The following is an 18,583-nucleotide window of genomic DNA, read 5'->3' on the forward strand; positions in this document are numbered from 1 at the left end:
TAATATTCCTATATTATGGTTCACGCATTGCATTGGCTTTTGCTCTAAGCAAAGGTTTTAGCCAATAATCTAAAACAGTTTTTTTCCCAGTAATAACATCTACTTGCGTTTGCATCCCTGGGATTATTGCTTGCTCTGCTATTTGGCTTATTGTTGTTTTAATATAAGCCTGATAATAAGCAGTTCCATCTTCTAAATACTGAGCATCTGCACCAATATAAGTAACTTCACCTTCAAGTCCACCGTATATTACAAAGTCATAAGCAGTAAACTTAACTTTAGCAGCCATGCCCACTCTAATAAAACCGATATCTTTTGGTTGAATTTTAGTATCAATTAAAAGCAAATCGTTTTGAGGGACAATTTCCATCATCACCTCGCCGGGGTCAATTACACTGCCAATAGAGCGTGATACAATATTTTTTACGGTACCACGTACTGGCGATCTAACTTGTGCTTTTATAAGTCTATCTTCGAGTGATTTGCTACTTTGTTGAATTTTAGCAAGCTCGTTACTCACTTCATCTAACTGATTTTGTGTATCCGCTAAATAATCAAATACTATCGCTTTTCGCTCTTCTTTTACCTGACTTTTTGCCGCTTTTAATTGCTGTAATAACGCATTGGCTTGGTTTAATTCACCTTGCATGCCAATTTCGTCTCGTTGCAATTTAACCAACTCCATTTCGGCAACAGCACCCGCATCTACAGCACCTTGAGTTAACAGTACCTCCCGTGTTGTGAGCTTTAGCCTTTGCTTAAGCGCAGATATATTTGCACGTTGCTCTACACTGGCTTGCTCCTGCTGGAGTAGGTTTTGCGTGCGCTGCTGTAGCTGAGACTCAAGCTGTGTAAGTCTTGAAGTATACGTATTGTATGCCTGCTTATACACATCTACAGCAATATCTTTTCTAGGTATTTCTAAGCGTTCTATATTAGCGCCAAAACTGCTTTCTTCACTCAAGGTAACACTATTCAGTTCAGTTACTAGACGGTTTCGTCTTGCTAATAACGAACCTTTTTCTTGACTAGATTCAGCATAAGCAGCAGCAAATCGGGTTTCATCAATCAGTAAAAGCGGATCACCCACCTCTACAATTTGTCCTTCACGTACTAAAACTTCTTTTAAAATACCGCCATCAAGGTTTTCAATAGTTTGAACACGTTGTACTGGTATAACAGCACCTTGACCTACAACAACTTCTTCTAGCTTAGCAAATTTAGCCCACAAAACCACAGCAAAAAGTAATACAAAAACTATAATAACCAATCTTTTAGCTTGTTTTGCAGCTTGTAGCTGCCCCATATATAAATCAGCCATTGGTTGAAGAACTCCCAGTCTCTGTATTCACCCTTGTCACTTTTTTACTTACTAGTTTTACACTACCATGCACTTTATTACTAAATAACGAGCTTGGTGTTTCTATACTTTTTAAGCGACCGTGGTCGAGCACAAATATTCTGTCGCATATAGTCAGCATATCTTTACGATGACTCGAAATAACCACGGTTTCAGTGCGCTCCTGAAGGGTTTTAATGAGGAGTTTTTCGTGGCCTGCATCCATAGCCGACGAAGGTTCATCTAAAATAAGTAATGCGTTATCGTCTTTTAATAAAGCACGCGCAATACATACAGCTTGACGTTGTCCGCCCGATAAAAACCGACCAAACTCGCCAACCTGTGTTTCCAGCCCCGACTCCAACCGGTCAATAAATCGGCTTACGCCCGATTGTACCAACGCGTTGGTTAAGTTTGTTGGGTTTATATTTTGTGCGCCAACCGTAATGTTTTCAAGCACCGTGCCATAAAATAAGCTTGGGCTTTGTGCTACCCAGCCACTTTGCTTGCGTAGCGCACTTAACGACCAGTGCCTTATATCTATGTCGTCAATTAATAGCTGACCTGATGTAGCTCTGTACTGCCCAGCAATAATTGCAAGCAAGGTAGACTTACCAGAGCCTGCACGGCCATATAAACCTATTTTTTCGCCCTGCTTAATTTCAAAGTTAATACTGTGCACTGCCTCAAGTTCTTGCTCATGGTACTGAAAGCTCAAATGGCGGGCTGTAATATTGCCATTTACAGGCGCATTAATCGTGTTTTCGCCACTTTTTTGTTCTTGCTCAAGCGCCATTATATTTTTAACCGACTCAATGGCTGTTTGTGTTTGTTTATATTTTAAAACAAGCCCAGCTAAAGCAGAAATAGAACCCGATGCGCGCCCACTCAGCATAACAATAGCAATTAGTGCGCCCATACTTATGTCGCCGTTACTAATTAAATAAACACCAAACACAATAAGCGCAATACTGGTAAATTGGCTAAGGCTTGCAACTGTATGCGTAAGTGTTGTGGCGCTATGGCGTGATTTATTTTGCCAATCAACCATTTGTGCGAGTGTTTGTTCAAGCTTTTGTTGCGCGCCTGCTTGGCCGTTCATTTGCTTAAGCTCAACAAGCTGGTTCAGGTTTTCGATTAAATACGCTTGGCGCTGGGTCGATAACTTAGATGCCTGTTCAACACTTTCACTCAGTTTTGCTTGTAATACCGCGCTTGTAATAACAACCAAGGTAAGTACTACAACCGGAATTAAAACAATTAAGCCACCTAGCCAAAAAATAAGCGCTAAAAACAGCAGTGTAAAAGGTAAATCGATTACCGATACAAGCGTTGCTGAGGTTATAAACTCTCGCACGCTGTCAAAGTCTTGCACTTGTTTTGCATAAGCGCCAGCAGATGCAGGTCGTTGCTCAAGGCGCATACCTAGCACTTTAGCGTACAACATACTGCTAATACGTAAATCTATTTGCCTGCCAGCCGCATCGGTTAAATGCCCGCGCGCTTGCTTTAATAACCAATCAAACACAATGGCTATTGTTGCGCCGGTTGCAAGTACCCATAAGGTATCTAGTGCAGCATTAGGCACAACGCGGTCGTATACGTTCATGGTAAACAACGGCACTACTAAAGCTAATAAATTAACGGTTAGCGAGGCGAGTAACAACGAATTATAAAATGGTTTAACCTGATCCCATGCAGGCTTTAGCCAACTAGGAATACGAGTATGCAGTTTTTCTGAGCGTTCATCAGTTACATTATCGTGCGACAAGTACCAAATAAGCTCTTTATCAATATCACTTAATTGCTTAGGTTTTGCTTCATCAAGTGAGCTAAACGTACTTTTACCATCGTTTTCAAAAAACCAAAAGTAGCCTTCTTTATCAAGCACCAAAGCAGGGTAAGCATAATGCTTTGGCGTAGTTTGCTGCTGCGCACTCACATTAATATTACTTAATGCTTGCTCTAAATGGTGCGCCGAAAACTCATTACTTGGCAAACCAAGTAATAAGTTTTCGCTTTGATGGCGTAAATGCAGGGCATCTGCAATGTGCTTACCGAGTGCCAGTATTTGCTCTCGGTTTAGGATTAGCTTCATACGTTTTGATCGCCGCTGGTCATACTTGCAATCGTCTCATCATGTGCTGTGTTACCACTGCCAGACATATCGCTATAATCTGGCCCACTGTCACCGCTCGCACTTGCGGTACGCGCTGAGCTAGCTGTAGCCGAATCAGAAATAGTTACATTTACTACCTCAGGCGAAGCCTCTTGTGTTTCACCGTTAAGTGTTGAAAATGCAGTTAACGTTAAGTCAAAACTAACGCCAGCAACCGCATTTTCAATCTCAAGTGACTCAATATTATCGATACCAACAGTCCATGTATCACCTACCTTTTCACCAAGGTTAAAGCTGTATTCATCAGGTAAGCCGATAATTTCAATATAGCCGGTTTCATCTGTTGCAGGGTTTTGTAAATCTACATCTAGGTTTAGGGCGATATTGTTAGTTGAATTACTTGTAACATCATTTGCAGCAGTCCATACAGGCGCATCAGCTTGAGGTTCTAACTCTACAATAAAGTCTGACGTTTCAGGTGTGCCAGTTACAGTAACGGTTTCACCATTAATAACTGCGCTATCCATAGTCGCCACCTCAACACTCATGTTAAACGTGCCAAACGCAAGGCCACCGGCATTAAAGTCAAAGTTTTCTATACCACTGCCTTCTTCGCTTATTACGGTCGCAATATAGTTATTACCCTCTTGTACAAAGTTAACTTTAGTACCATCGGCAAGTTCTATATAGCCATTTTCTAGCCCAGCTAATGCCGATGAGTCAGAAGTATCACCATTAATAATAACTTTAAGTTGCACTTGCTCAGTGCCATCGGCCTCAGTGCTAAAGGCAGCAAGATCAATAGTTACGTTGCTATCTTCGTCACCTGAATAGTTATCTTCAGGTTTTTGACTAAAATCAAGCGTGTCGGCTACAGGGTTAACACTCACAATAAAGTTTTGTGATTGCTGTAATAACTCGCCCTGTGTACCATCTTGGCTAATCGCATTTAAGCTTAGTGTTATGTCTCCACTAAAATCCAGAGGAGGTAGTAATACAATGTTATCGGCATTTCCTTCAAGTAAGCTTCGTGGAATAGTCCAGCTCGTTGTGCCATTTTCTGAGCCGTCATCACCATTATTAATTATTTGTAGCTCTTCACCTGTTACCGCATCAATTAGGGTGGCACCTTTTGGTACTCCGCTAATTGTAAAATAGGTAGTTTCGGAGTCATCTAGCGAAGTAGCCGCTAATCCCGTAAGTATAATTTCGCTGTCTTCATCGCCAGTAACGCTATTAGCAGTAAGCATAACACCGTCTGTTACAGGTGTTACATTTACTGTAATTGTTTGGTTAATAGTAGAGCTCGCTTTTACTTCACCTGTCGAAAGCGTAGCTCTATCTACTACTGTAGCGCTAATATTAATATCAAAATCACCCTTGGCATTTTCAGGAGGGTTAATCCCAACATTGGCTAAATCAGAGTCAAATGTACTGCCATCACCTTTATATAAGTAACTGCCGTCAACTTGTAACTCAAAATTACCTGAAGGGTCATATAATGTACCTCCATCTGGTAACTCAATTGTTATTGGCTGAGTAAAATCAATTTCTTCAACGCCGCCATCTTGCGAATCTGTACTTTCGTCTGTTGAGGTAAACGTAATACCAAGTGATGTATTTGTATTATCTTCGGTAATTGTCTGCGTTGCGGCGGTCAGGGTGCCACCATCAACAACAGGGTTTATATCCACACTTAATGATTGGTTTTCATCTATTTCGCGGTCACCACTTGGATCTACGGCAACTATTTTTACTGGAATTTCTAATAAGCCAGAGTAGTCACTGTCGTTACTGTTAATAACCATTGTACTCAGCGAGCTTTCAGGAATTATGTACTCTATACCAGTGTCTGTTTCTACTGCTATTATACCATCGCCCTCAATAGTGAAGCCTTCTGGCAAGCTGCTCTGCTCAACATAAATACTAATTACATCGTTATAGTTATCATCAACATCTTGAGATAAATCTTCCCCTAAATTAAAGTCACTTGCCTCAAAAGTAACGCTACCGCCTTCATCAGCCGTAACATTTTCTATTTGTAACGTATTAACTGGTGATGCAGTAGTCGTTTCACCTTCGCCATCAATATTAAACCGTACTTTAAAGTTTCCGCTAATAAGGGCGCTGTCGTCACCGTCTTTAACGCGTGCATTAACTGTCACATCAACGTCAGAACCAGTAGATGAATTAGCTTCAATAATTACGTTATTAAGTAAATCGTTTATGGTGTCTTTAGCGGCGTCACTTGTACCAGCGTCTATAGGAATAACCCAGCGACCAGTCCCATCTGGCGAAGCTATATTTTTACCATCTTGCATGTAAATAACTTTTAATGAGGAGTTTTCCGGCAAGATAATTTCGATATATGTTATATGCTCAGAACCATCAACATCCTCTTCAATGAATGATGCAACGCCAGTTAAATTAATTTGACGCTCATTACCACTTCCTTCATTAGTAATGGTTTCATTTGTGGTTTCGATACGAGTAACAGCGCCGTCAGCCTCAATGCTTGAGGCTACATCTACTTTGCCATTAACGGTTACCGCAATATTTGCATTTATATCACTTGATACAGCAGCAGAAGTATCTTGTACCGTGTAAGTTATACCAACGCTAAGCTCGCCTGAGTAATCTTCATCAGGTTTGAGCGTAACACTATCTGTATTTAAGTAGTCAGTAACATCTAGCCCACTACCAACAGCTGTTTCAATGCCGTTTATATAAAGCGTTGTACCATCTGGAATACTATTAATAATCGCTTTTGTAATACTTTCAGAGCCATCAATATCTGAGAGTTCAGGATTTAATTTAAGTGAGATTTGGCTGTCTTCATTGCCAACAACATTTGTATTTAAGTTGGTGGAGTCAATAACCGGCGTAAATGTAACACTTGCCTTAATTTCAGTATCTTTAGTATTGAATTCACCGGTATCGGGCTCAGTAGTCACCACTGTAATATTAAAGTCAACGTTACCGCTAAAATCAGCACTTGGTTTTAATGCATAATTACCAGCCTCGCTGGCTAACAAGCTGTACTTAGGGTTGCCATTAGCGCCAATACCTACAACAGGTAAATTAGCAGGCTCTCCCGTTGTTGCATTTACAAGCGTTACACCATCGGGTAATTCTGAAATTACTAAACTAACGGTTTCTGAGCCATCGGTGTCTTCACTTTCGAATAAAAAGTCGAGCGTGAGTAATTCATCTTCTACACCGGTGGTATTTGTTAAAGTAAGCCCTGTGTCGTCGTATGCCCAGTCATTATTGCTTTTTAATACAGGTGAATCTGCAACACCCACTACTTTAAAGGTAAATTCTTTTACCCCAGTTTCTGCACTACTAACAACATTACCATCTACAACTTCTTCACTAATTGCATTTACCTTAAGTGCAATTTCTTCTTGCGCTAAATGCTCAGGTAACTTAAGCGTATAATTTGCTAAGTCAGTGTCAAAAATAGTGTAAACACCATCAACTGGCGCTACTTCATCTCCATTACCATCTAATAATTTAACGACTTGATCATTACCATTAGCATCTGTAAAAGTTGGTATTTCTATTTCGTACTTGAGGCGCTCAGAGCCATCTGTATCAACGAGCTGTCCGTTTATTAGGTCACTCAGTTGAGGGTTTGAATCTTCGTTAATTGTATCAACGCGCACAGCTAGTTTTGGCGCGTCGGCTACTGGATTAATCGTTACTGTAACCGTTTGTTTCTCAGCCGTTGCTGTGTTGTTATTGTCTTTTTCTGTACTTGTTGCTTGAATATCAAACGTATATTCGCCAGTTGAATGTAATTTGTTACTAACCGTTAATTTGTTAAGTTCACTTTGTGTGAGTATTGCGCCTTCGGTTATTGTTCTGCCGCCAATTTTAAGTACTAAGTTTTCATCTAAACCTGAAATAACATAAGTTAGCTCTTCAGAGCCATCAGTATCAGTTAATGCTGCACTAATAGTGAGGTTTTCAGGTGAGTCTTCATCTAGGGTGTATTGGTAAGCATTACCAGCGTCCCAATCTGGGGCATCGGCTACTGATTCAACTGAAATGGTAGTCGAATCGTTTAATTTTCGAGGTGTTCCACCATTTTTAATGGTTATTGTGGTTTCAACTTTAAATTCAACCGTATTAGAAAAATCGGAGCTGTTTTCTGCTGGTTGATAAGTTAAATTAGCAACTGTCACTGTATCATCAGCGTTAGTAGTTAATGCAGCGCCTGTAAATACATAATAGCCATTCACAATTGCAACATTGGCATTGTCTGTAGTAGCTAAGTTACCATTAAGGTAAAGCTCTCCACCTTGTAAAGACGCCACCTCAATTTTTATTTCACTGACTGTCTCTTCTTGGTCAGTAATATCACCTCTGTCAATGGTAATGGTTACTTCACTACGTGCATTGTTAGCGTTACCGCTACCGTCAATGGCATCTTCGTTAATGTCCGTTGCAGTAACGGTTAACTCACCTTTGTAATCACTTATTTTTAAATCAATACTTCCTGTTGCTTCATCAGCATCATTGTCGATAACGGTATAGCTAATTGAGTCTGTAAAATCTTCGTTATCGCTTTGAGCAAACTCGTCAGTTGTAATCACTACTTTACCGCTTTCGTATACTCTTAATGTGCCAGACGTATCACTGTCACCCTCACCTTTAAAGGCAACTTCTTTATAGTTACCGGTTGAATCAGAGCCTGAGTCAAACGCAGTGTACGTTGTACCACCATAAATAAATGAAGCTAATTTAGCACCATCTGCACCTGGGTTATTGGTGTTACCAACAAAGTTACTGCTATTAATATCAAGCAGTTCGAGTGTTTTACCGCCGCCCTCAACAAGGTTAACAGCGACAGGTGTGTTATCTACTGTTGGTGTATCATCAGTTACTGTAATAGTCACTGCTGCGTTAGCTTTATCGCCATCAGCATCAACAGCAGTTACATCAAAACTGATATCTTGCGTATTTGTTCCGGCAGCATTAGGGTGTTTAATTGCTGTAAATTGCTCGTAAGTGTAAGAGCCATCAGGATTAAATTTAACGCGTAAAACATCTTCGCCATTTGCTGTAGCGATATACCAGCCATCAGCGTTTTTATCGTTTAATGTAATTGCATTATTTCCATCTGCAGTAAAGTAACCTTCGTTGTCAAAGGTTGTTATAAAGTCATCTACAAGCTTAATTTCTACAACTTCATCAGAGCCTTGCGTTACTGTAATTTGCCCCGTAGTTGTAATTGGGTCATTATTTCTAAGGTTAGCCTCATCAACACTTGCAGCTGAGTTAGCTATTGCAGGGTCTTGACCGTCGTTTAATGTCACCGTGACGTTACTTGTAACCCGTGATTCATCGGTATCTTCTGTGTATACTGGGATCACGATTTGAGGTGTATCAGTACCATTGATATGATCTATTGCACCTGTTATTTCAAATGAAATTGAGTAGGTTTCAGACGTTTGTGCTGCTACATCTACATCTGGTAGCGTAATTTTAAAGACCTCGGTTGAAGTGCCTTCTAGCACACCTTGCGCCGTACCGTCGCTATTAACTTGCCAAACAATATTTGTAGTTACAGCATTACCGTTCTCATCGAGCGTAGTTTGCGTTAGCTGATTACGATTACTATCAAGCACCGCTGCCCCATCAGTAATACCAACTTGCATGTCCACTACATCATCAAGACCAGCGGTTACTGTAAATGAGGTATCAGTATCGGTATTTGCTTTGTTGTCACCGTCTTCGTTGCTATCTACAACGCTGTTAGGTGTTTCAGAAACAGTTAAATCAATATTATTTTGAGTATGCTCAGCCCCACCATCATTAACGGTAATATTTAACGTTGCTGTATCGCTATCGCCATCAGTGTCTTGCACTTCTACTTGTAGTGGTACGCCTGTTCCGCCTTCTTCGTCTGTATCGTTATCAAATGGGCGATATAATGTAAAATTGTAAGTTAAGTTTTGGCTTGCTGTACCATCAATTACAGGTAACGTTGCAATAAATATTGTCTCTGTGCCGTCACCTGTGTTGGCGGTTATTGTACGCCCGTCGTCACTTAAGGTGTATACAAGTGGTACACCACCTGCGGTTAGCTCTGGTTGCGAGTCGGTAGAGAAAGTAAGTGATTTTAACGAATCACTGCCTAGCTTTGTACTCACTGTACCTTGTTCAGATAATGTGATGTTATTAGCAGGGTCTAAGCCACTTTCGTCAATACTAATAGGTGTTGCTGTAGTATCTGCAACTTTTGGCGCGCCGCCATCTACAACGGTTATTGTTACATTACCCGCACCGCTAATTGCTGTGCCATCACTATCCTCTCCGTTAAGAGAAAGCGCAAAATCAATATTTTCTCCATTAGGGTTATCAAGCGGCAAGCTTATTTTTGTTTGTACATTAGCGTTTAAATCTTTGCCATTTTGGGTTGCACTTACGCTAAAGCTAATTACTTCGCTGCCATTAGCAGAGCCTGTAATTGTTTTGCCGTCTTCACTTAATACAAAGGTGATAGCTTCACCAGCACTTGTTAAATTAAGTGCGTTTAAGTTTGCAATTGTGTTGTCAAAGGTAATTGAATCGGCAACTAGTGCGTCAGAACCTGCCTCTACAGTAAAGTTTTTACCACTGCTTGCAGTACTGCCATAATCGCTTTCTGTATAAGACGCTGTTTGATTTGTAAAGCTGCCCGCACTGCCATCTTGAACTGTAAATGTGGCTGTGCTTGTTGAACTGCCTACACCGTCGCGATCTTCTATTGTGTATTCAATCGTAAACTGTGGTGAAGTAGTTGAGTCTCGGTTATCAAGCGCGTTAAAGCTCCATGTGCCATCGCTGTTAACCGTTAATGTGCCTTCACCGGTGTCTATTATTGCTGGTGTATCGGTTGTTACCTCATAGTCAGTGCCATTAAATGTAACGCTTGTAACGGTTGGTGCGCCCTCTACTACACTGTCGTTTGTGACTAAACTACCTGTTGATTCTCTACCCGTATCGGTGTCGGCTTCTGTTACTGTAAAGCTGTCGTCACTACTTTGTGGGGCTGAGTCGGTTATAGTAACGGCTGTTGGTACAACTACTAGTTCGGTTGTGCCATCGGCATCTGTTTGTAGTGCGTCTACAAAAATATCAGTAAGTAAACTCTCACTTTCGTGGTCAATTGGTGCATGTAGCGTGGTAGTAAGTTCACCGCCCGCAAGCGCAACACTTAACACTAGGTTACCTTGCGAGTCTTTAACTTCTAACGATAAACCATCAGTTGCTAATGCAACAGTTACAGCTTCACCATTTACTTTTAAACCCTCAAGACCTGATTGCTCAGAGCTAATTGTAAGCACTGCGTTATCTATTTCTATGCTGCTTTTAGCCGAACTTGTTCCGCCATTACCTGTATTACTTTCATTAAGTGTTTGGCTATCAAGCGCATCAAGTATTGGCGTGCTATCTTCTGCGGTATTACCTGCAGAGTCTGTAACAGCCGCCGTAATAGTCCACTGCTGTAAATCATCGAGCGCAGACACATCAATACCATTAACACTCCAAGCGCCACCTGTAACAGTCGCAGTTACTACTTCACTTTTGGTACCATCAGAAATAGTAAGCGTTACGGTAGAGGTATCCTCAGCATCAGTTGTACCGCTCAGCGTGGTTACTTCACCGGCTTTAAATGCTCTACTGTTAATGCCGTTATCGCCGGTATCAATATCAATATTAATGGTGGCGTCTTTGGTGAAGGTGGTTGAGTTAGTGGCTAAATTACCCTCAACGTCTAATGCGCTAACGCTTGCTGTAATTTCACCATCAGCAAGACCTGTTATATCTGCTGCATCAACTTGCCATTGTCCATCTGCGTTAATAGCGACGTTTTCAACTGTAACTTTTTTACCGTCTTTATCGGTAAATACCACGGTGGCTGTTTGATTTGCATCGGCTTCATCAATTACACCGCTTACGACTACATTACTTTGCTCATCACTATTAACTACATCATCGCCCGCTGCCATTGTAATGGTAGTAGCTGCTATTTTATCGTGAGTGGCTGTATCTGTATTCGTGGCTGTGTTACCGGCTAAATCACTTACTGTGGCTGTGGCGGTTAAGGTGCCGTCGTTAAGGCCTGATAAGTCTGCACCTGTAATTGTGTAAGCATTATTGGTAACGGTGGCTTCAAAGCTGCGTTCGTTACCGGCTTCATCTTTTACTACAACCGTTACTTTTTGGTTGTCTTCAACACCGGTTGTAGTACCTGTAATTTCAACACTTTCGTTTTCGCCATTGCCATTTATTACGTTGTCGTCTGTGTCGTTAATATCGACTGTTACAGTAGCTGTGGTGTCTTTAGTAAAGTTGGTTTTGTTTGTGGCTAAATTGCCTTCAACGTCTAATGCGCTAACGCTAGCTTCAATTTCACCATCAGCAAGTCCAGTTATGTCTGTTGCATCAATAACCCACTCACCGGCTGCGTTAATTAATACGCCAGTAACAACGATGGTATCGTTTTTGCTATCTGTAAAGGTGACTGTAGCGGTTTGGTTTGTATCGGCTTCTTCTATTACACCGTTGACTACCACGCTTGATTGCTCTGCGCTATTAATAACGTTGTCGTCACCGGTTGCTGCAATAATGTTGGTAGCGGCTGTTTGGTCAATAATTGCGGTATCTTGGCTAGTTGCTGTATTGCCAGCTAAGTCGCTTACCGTGGCTGTGGCTGTAATTTCACCATCGTTAAAGGCTGATAAATCCTTATCTGAAATTGTATACGCTTCACCAATCACTTCTGCAGTAAAGGTTTCAGTTGTTGTGCCATCGGTTACTGTTACTGTTACCGTACGACCATCCTCTACACCAACCGCTGTGCCTTTGATTGTTACAGCTGAGCTTTCGTTGTTGCCGTTAATAACGTTATCGGCTGTATCTTGTATTTCAACGGTTACATTGGCCTTGGTGTCTTTAGTTAGTGTTTCGGTATTTACCGCTTCATTGCCGGCGTTATCAAATACGCTAACACTTACTGTTACGTCGCCATCTGCAAGTGAGCTTATATCTTCGTCACTTACTTCCCATGTGCCATCGGCATTTATGGTTACATTATCAACGGTTACTTTTTTACCGTCTTTATCTGTAAAGGTAACGGTAACGCTGTTTGTTGATTCTACGTCATCAACTTTACCGCTTACGCTTACCGCTTCGTCTTCTGCTGCATTTATTACTGAATCTTCAAGCACTAGCGTTGTACTGGCTTGTGTGTCTTTAGTGAAATCTAGCGTGTTAGTAGTTACGTTGCCGGCTACATCTTGTGTGCTTACATCTACTGTGTAATCGCCATCAGACAGTGCATTTAAAATACTGCTATCTAATTCCCATTTGCCAGCGTCATCTACACTTGCAGTGCCATTAAATACAGTACTGCCGTCACTGTCTTTAATGATAATTGCTACGCTTTGGTTAGCTTCTACGTCGGTTACTGTGCCTGCTACTTTAGCAGTGCTTTGCTCAGCTGCATTTATAACTGCATCATCGCCCACATTTACAGTTACATCGCTTTGAGTATCTTTATCAATGTTAAGATCTGCATTTGCGGTATTGCCTGCAGTGTCGGCAGTTGTTGCTGAAACAGTCAGTTCCCCTTCATCAAGCGTCGTTAAATCTAGTGAGTTACTTTGCCATGTTCCATCAGCTAAAATAGTCGCTTGCCCTGTTACTGTTTTAGTACCATCAGATACCGTAACATTAACGATTTTGCCCTCTTCTATATTTGCGCTTTGACCATTAATAACTACAGCCGACTTTTCTGCATTGTTAATCAATAAGTCGTTATTTTCGCTCGGAATAGAAATTGAAGCTTGGGTATCTTTTTCGAAGGTGGTGCTATTTGTAGCTTGGTTACCAGCATCATCAAATACACTAACAGCGGCAGTAATTGTGCCATCGGCAAGCGTATTAATATCTGCGCTACTAACTTCCCAGCTGCCGTCATTATTAATCGTAACATTAGTTATGGTTACAGGTGTGCCACTTTCATCAGTAAAAGTAACTGTTGCTGTATTTGTCGGCTCTATATCCGTTACCTGACCACTCACAACAACATTTGTTTGCTCGGTTGCATTTACTACGTCATCACCCGCTGCCATTACAATGGTAGTAGCTGCTGTTTTGTCGTGTATGGCGGTGTCTGTATTAGTGGCTATGTTACCAGCTACATCACTTACGGTGGCCGTCGCGGTTAATTCGCCGTCGTTAAGGCCTGATAAGTCTGCACCTGTGATTGTGTAAGCATTATTGGTAACGGTGGCTTCAAAGCTGCGTTCGTTACCGGCTTCATCTTTTACTACAACCGTTACTTTTTGGTCATCTTCAACACCGGTTGTGGTACCTGTAATTTCAACACTTACGTTTTCACCATTGCCATTTATTACGTTGTCGTCTGTATCGTTAATATCGACTGTTACAGTAGCTGTGGTGTCTTTGGTAAAGGTGGTTGAATTTGTGGCTAAATTGCCCTCAACGTCTAATGCGCTCACACTTGTTGTAATTTTACCATCAGCAAGACCTGTTATATCAGTGGCGTTAATTGCCCACTCACCGGCTGCATTAATCGCGACGTTTTCAACCGTGACTTTATCCCCGTTCTCATCAGTAAATACCACAGTAGCTGTTTGGTTAGCATCAGCCTCTTCTATTACGCCGCTTACAACTACATCACCTTGCTCTGCGGTATTAATAACGGCGTCATCACCTGTTGCAACATCAATGCTGGTTACGGCGGTTTTATCGTGAGTGGCGGTGTCTGTATCGGTTGCTGTATTCCCTGCTACATCACTTACTGTGGCTGTGGCGGTTAATTCGCCATCGTTAAGGTCTGATACATCTGCGCCTGTGATTGTGTACGCTTCATCAGTAACTAGTGCACTGAAAGTTTTAGTATTTGTGCCATCACTAACTACTACGGTAACCGTTTGGCCATCTTCAACACCTAATGCGGTGCCGTTTATGGTTACATTTGTGTTTTCGCCATTGCCGTTAATAACGTTATCGGCTGTATCTTGTATTTCAACGGTTACATTGGCGTTGGTGTCTTTAGTAAAGCTGGTTTTGTTTGTGGCTAAATTGCCTTCAACGTCTAATGCGCTAACGCTAGCTTCAATTTCACCATCGGCAAGCGTTGTTATGTCTGTTGCATTAACTTGCCATTTTCCATCTGCGTCAATAGCGACGTTTTCAACTGTAACTTTTTTACCGTCTTTATCAGTAAATACCACGGTGGCTGTTTGATTTGCATCGGCTTCTTCTATTACACCGTTTGCTACCACGCTTGATTGCTCTGCGCTATTAATAACGTTGTCGTCACCGGTTGCTGCAATAATGCTGGTAACGGCTGTTTGGTCAATAATTGCGGTATCTTGGCTGGTTGCTGTATTGCCAGCTAAGTCGCTTACCGTGGCTGTGGCTGTAATTTCACCATCGTTAAAGGCTGATAAATCCTTATCTGAAATTGTATATGCTTCACCAGTCACTATTGCAGTAAAGGTTTTAGTTGTTGTGCCATCGGTTACTGCTACTGTAACCGTACGACCATCCTCTACACCAACCGCTGTGCCTGTAATTGTTACAGCTGAGCTTTCGTTGTTGCCGTTAATAACGTTATCGGCTGTATCGTTAATATCGACTGTTACAGTAGCTGTGGTGTCTTTGGTAAAGGTGGTTGAGTTTGTGGCTAAATTGCCCTCAACGTCTAATGCGCTAACGCTTGCTGTAATTTCACCATCAGCAAGACCTGTTATATCAGTGGCGTTAATTGCCCACTCACCGGCTGCATTAATCGCGACGTTTTCGACCGTGACTTTCTTACCGTCTTTATCGGTAAATACCACGGTGGCTGTTTGATTTGCATCGGCTTCATCTATTACACCGCTTACGACTACATTACTTTGCTCTGCAGTATTAATAACAGCGTCATCACCTGTTGCAACATCAATGCTGGTTACAGCGGTTTTATCGTGAGTGGCTGTATCTGTATCGGTTGCTGTATTACCTGCTACATCACTTACTGTGGCTGTGGCGGTTAATTCGCCGTCGTTTAGGTCTGATACATCTGCGCCTGTGATTGTGTACGCTTCATCAGTAACTAGTGCACTGAAAGTTTTAGTATTTGTGCCATCACTAACTACTACGGTAACCGTTTGGCCATCTTCAACACCTAATGCGGTGCCGTTTATGGTTACATTTGTGTTTTCGCCATTGCCGTTAATAACGTTATCGGCTGTATCTTGTATTTCAACGGTTACATTGGCGTTGGTGTCTTTAGTTAGTGTTTCGGTATTTACCGCTTCATTGCCGGCGTTATCAAATACGCTAACACTTACTGTTACGTCACCATCTGCAAGTGAGCTTATATCTTCGTCACTTACTTCCCATGTGCCATCGGCATTTATGGTTACATTATCAACGGTTACTTTTTTATCGTCTTTATCTGTAAAGGTTACGGTAATGCTGTTTGTTGATTCTACGTCATCAACTTTACCGCTTACACTTACCGCTTCGTCTTCTGCTGCGTTTATTACTGAGTCTTCAAGCACTAGCGTTGTACTGGCTTGGGTGTCTTTTGTGAAGTTGAGGGTGCTTGTTGCTGGATTACCCGCTATATCTTGCGTGCTTACATCTACTGTGTAATCGCCATCTGATAAAACCCGTAAAATAGAGCTATTAAGCTCCCAGTTACCCTGCGCATCTACGGTGGTTGTAGCGGTAAACAACTCATCACCGTTATTGTCTTTTAGTACAATATCAACTTCTTGTCCTGACTCTACATCACTAATTGTGCCACCAATTTTTGCTGTTGCTTGCTCTTGTTCATTAATAAATGCGTCATCACCTACATTTACGTTAATTGTGGCTTGGGTATCTTTAACTAATGTTGTGCTATTTACTGCTTCGTTACCTGCGTTATCAAACACGCTTACACTTGCTGTAATGTCGCCATCGGCTAATTCGCTAATATTTGCAGCGGTAACAGACCAATTACCATCACTGTCTAAAACAATGTTTTTAATTGTCTCTGTTTTACCGTTTTGATCGGTAAAGGTAACCGTTATATTGTTGGTTGACTCTACGTCATCTACTTTTCCGCTAAGTGCTACGGCTTCATCTTCGGCTGCATTAATAAGCGTATCTGCAAGCTCTATGGTGGTAGTTGCTTGGGTGTCTTTTATAAATTCTGCACTATTAACCGCTTCGTTACCTGCGTTATCAAATACGCTTACACTTGCGATTACTTCACCATCGGCTAGTTCGCTAATATTTGCAGCGGTAACAGACCAATTACCATCACTGTCTAAAACAATGTTTTCAATTGTCTCTGTTTTACCGTTTTGATCGGTAAAGGTAACCGTTACATTGTTGGTTGACTCTACGTCATCTACTTTTCCGCTAAGTGCTACGGCTTCGTCTTCTGCTGCATTAATTACGTTATCGGCAAGTTCTAGCGAGGTGGTTGCCTGGGTATCTTTATTAAATGTAGTGTTGTTTACAGCTTCGTTGCCTGCGTTATCAAATACGCTTACGCTTACTGCAATTTCGCCATCGGTAAGTGTACTTATGTCACTTGGGTTTATTTGCCAGTTGCCATCGCTATCTACATCAACTTTTGCAGTAACTGAGTTGGTGCCGTCACTAAATGTAACGGTTACTTCTCGTGTAGCTTCAACATCGGTAACTGTACCGCTTATAATTACATTGCTTTGCTCGACTGCATTCACTACATCATCGTTTTCAGCGACTTCTATTGTGGTACTGGCTAGCTTATCGTGCTCGGCAGTGTCGTTACTTGTAGCGGTATTACCTGCTACATCGGTTACAGTAGCTGTTGCGGTTAATGTACCATCATTTAAAGCTGATACATCAGCATCTGTAATTGTATAAGCGCCGTTAATTACTTCAGCAGTAAATGTTTCAGTATTTGTGCCATCACTCACAACTACTGAGACTGTTTGACCGTTTTCAATGTTAGTTACATCACCTGTAATGCTAACAACTGTATTTTCTGAGTTGCCATTAATTACATTATCGCCTGTATCGTTTATATCTACAGTTACACTGGCTAGCTGATCTAATAAAACAGTGTCGTTTGCTGTGGCTGTATTACCCGCTAAGTCTAAAACAACGGCAGTGGCTGTAATTGTGCCGTTATTTAAGCCCGATATATCTACATTTTCAAAACTGTATTGACCGTTAGTAACAGTGCCTATTAATTCAATGTCTGGGTTTTCACCGTCAGATACGGTTACTGTAATTGATTGACCATTTTCTATGTTTTCAACTGCGCCGGTTATGGTTATTTGCGAGTTTTCGTTACTGCCGTTAATAACACCGTCGTCTGTTTGTGCAATATTTAAAGTTACGCTGCTTAGCGTGTCTTTTGTAAAAGTAAGCTCTGAATTTGCAGGGTTCCCAGCTGAATCTGTGACTGCTACAACTGCGTTAATTTGACCTTCGGCTAAGTCAGCAATTTGATCAGTAGTAACTTCCCATGTGCCATTATCGCTAACGATAGCAGTTATTACTTTAGACACACTATTGCTGTCGGTAAGCGTTAATGTAACTTCTCGCCCTTGCTCTACATCTACAGTATTACCCGTTAACACAGCACTCGCTTGCTCTAAGCTATTAATTACTTGATCGTCATCAGACAGTGCAATATCAATTTCTGCTAGCTTGTCTAATTCAACTGAATCTTGCGCTGTTACAGGGTTGCCTGCTTTATCAGATACGCTAGTTGTAGCGGTTAATGTGCCATCGTTAAGATTGCTTGCATCAATCGGATCGGTCACGTATTCGCCGTTGGTCACTGTTGCAGTTGTAGTTACAGCTGGGTTAACGCCATCGCTAATGCTTACCGTAACCGTTTGGCCATCTTCAACGTCGGTAACCGTACCGCGTACAATAATTGCCGCGCTTTCGCCGTTACCGTTAATTACTGAATCGGCTGTTTTATCAATACTGGTGGTGATGGCTGCCGTGTTATCAAGCTCGACTGAATCTTGTGCTGTTACCGGGTTGCCTGCTTTATCAGATGCAGTCGCAGTAGCGGTTAATGTGCCATCATTAAGGTTGCTTGCATCAATCGGATC

Annotated in this window: 3 protein-coding genes; all 3 read right to left on the reverse strand. The window is 41.6% G+C overall.

The window, feature by feature from the left end:
- Positions 1-13: 13 nt before the first annotated feature.
- From WNY98_RS16750 to WNY98_RS16760, 3 genes are read right to left on the reverse strand one after another with little or no spacing between them, the layout of a single operon-like run.
- On the reverse strand, positions 14-1,321 hold the full coding sequence (locus tag WNY98_RS16750; RefSeq protein ID WP_342878445.1) for an HlyD family type I secretion periplasmic adaptor subunit: 1,308 nt from the start codon (positions 1,319-1,321) through the stop codon (positions 14-16).
- The gene (locus WNY98_RS16755) at positions 1,314-3,437 is read right to left on the reverse strand and encodes an ATP-binding cassette domain-containing protein (protein ID WP_342878446.1); all 2,124 of its coding nucleotides are present in this window, start codon (positions 3,435-3,437) and stop codon (positions 1,314-1,316) included. The genes WNY98_RS16750 and WNY98_RS16755 overlap by 8 nt, the downstream gene beginning before the upstream one ends.
- Positions 3,434-18,577, reverse strand: a complete 15,144-nt coding sequence (locus WNY98_RS16760) for an Ig-like domain-containing protein (protein ID WP_342878447.1) — start codon at positions 18,575-18,577, stop codon at positions 3,434-3,436. Before WNY98_RS16760 ends, WNY98_RS16755 begins: the two co-directional genes overlap by 4 nt.
- Between the last annotated feature and the right edge of the window lie 6 nt (positions 18,578-18,583).

The sequence above is a fragment of the Pseudoalteromonas sp. AS71 genome, from assembly GCF_038900275.1.
GTDB lineage: Bacteria > Pseudomonadota > Gammaproteobacteria > Enterobacterales > Alteromonadaceae > Pseudoalteromonas.

Coding starts and splice junctions, on each gene's coding strand:
- WNY98_RS16750 (WP_342878445.1), bottom strand. CDS start 1,321: ATGGCTGATTTATATATGGGGCAGCTACAAGCTGCAAAACAAGCTAAA.
- WNY98_RS16755 (WP_342878446.1), bottom strand. CDS start 3,437: ATGAAGCTAATCCTAAACCGAGAGCAAATACTGGCACTCGGTAAGCAC.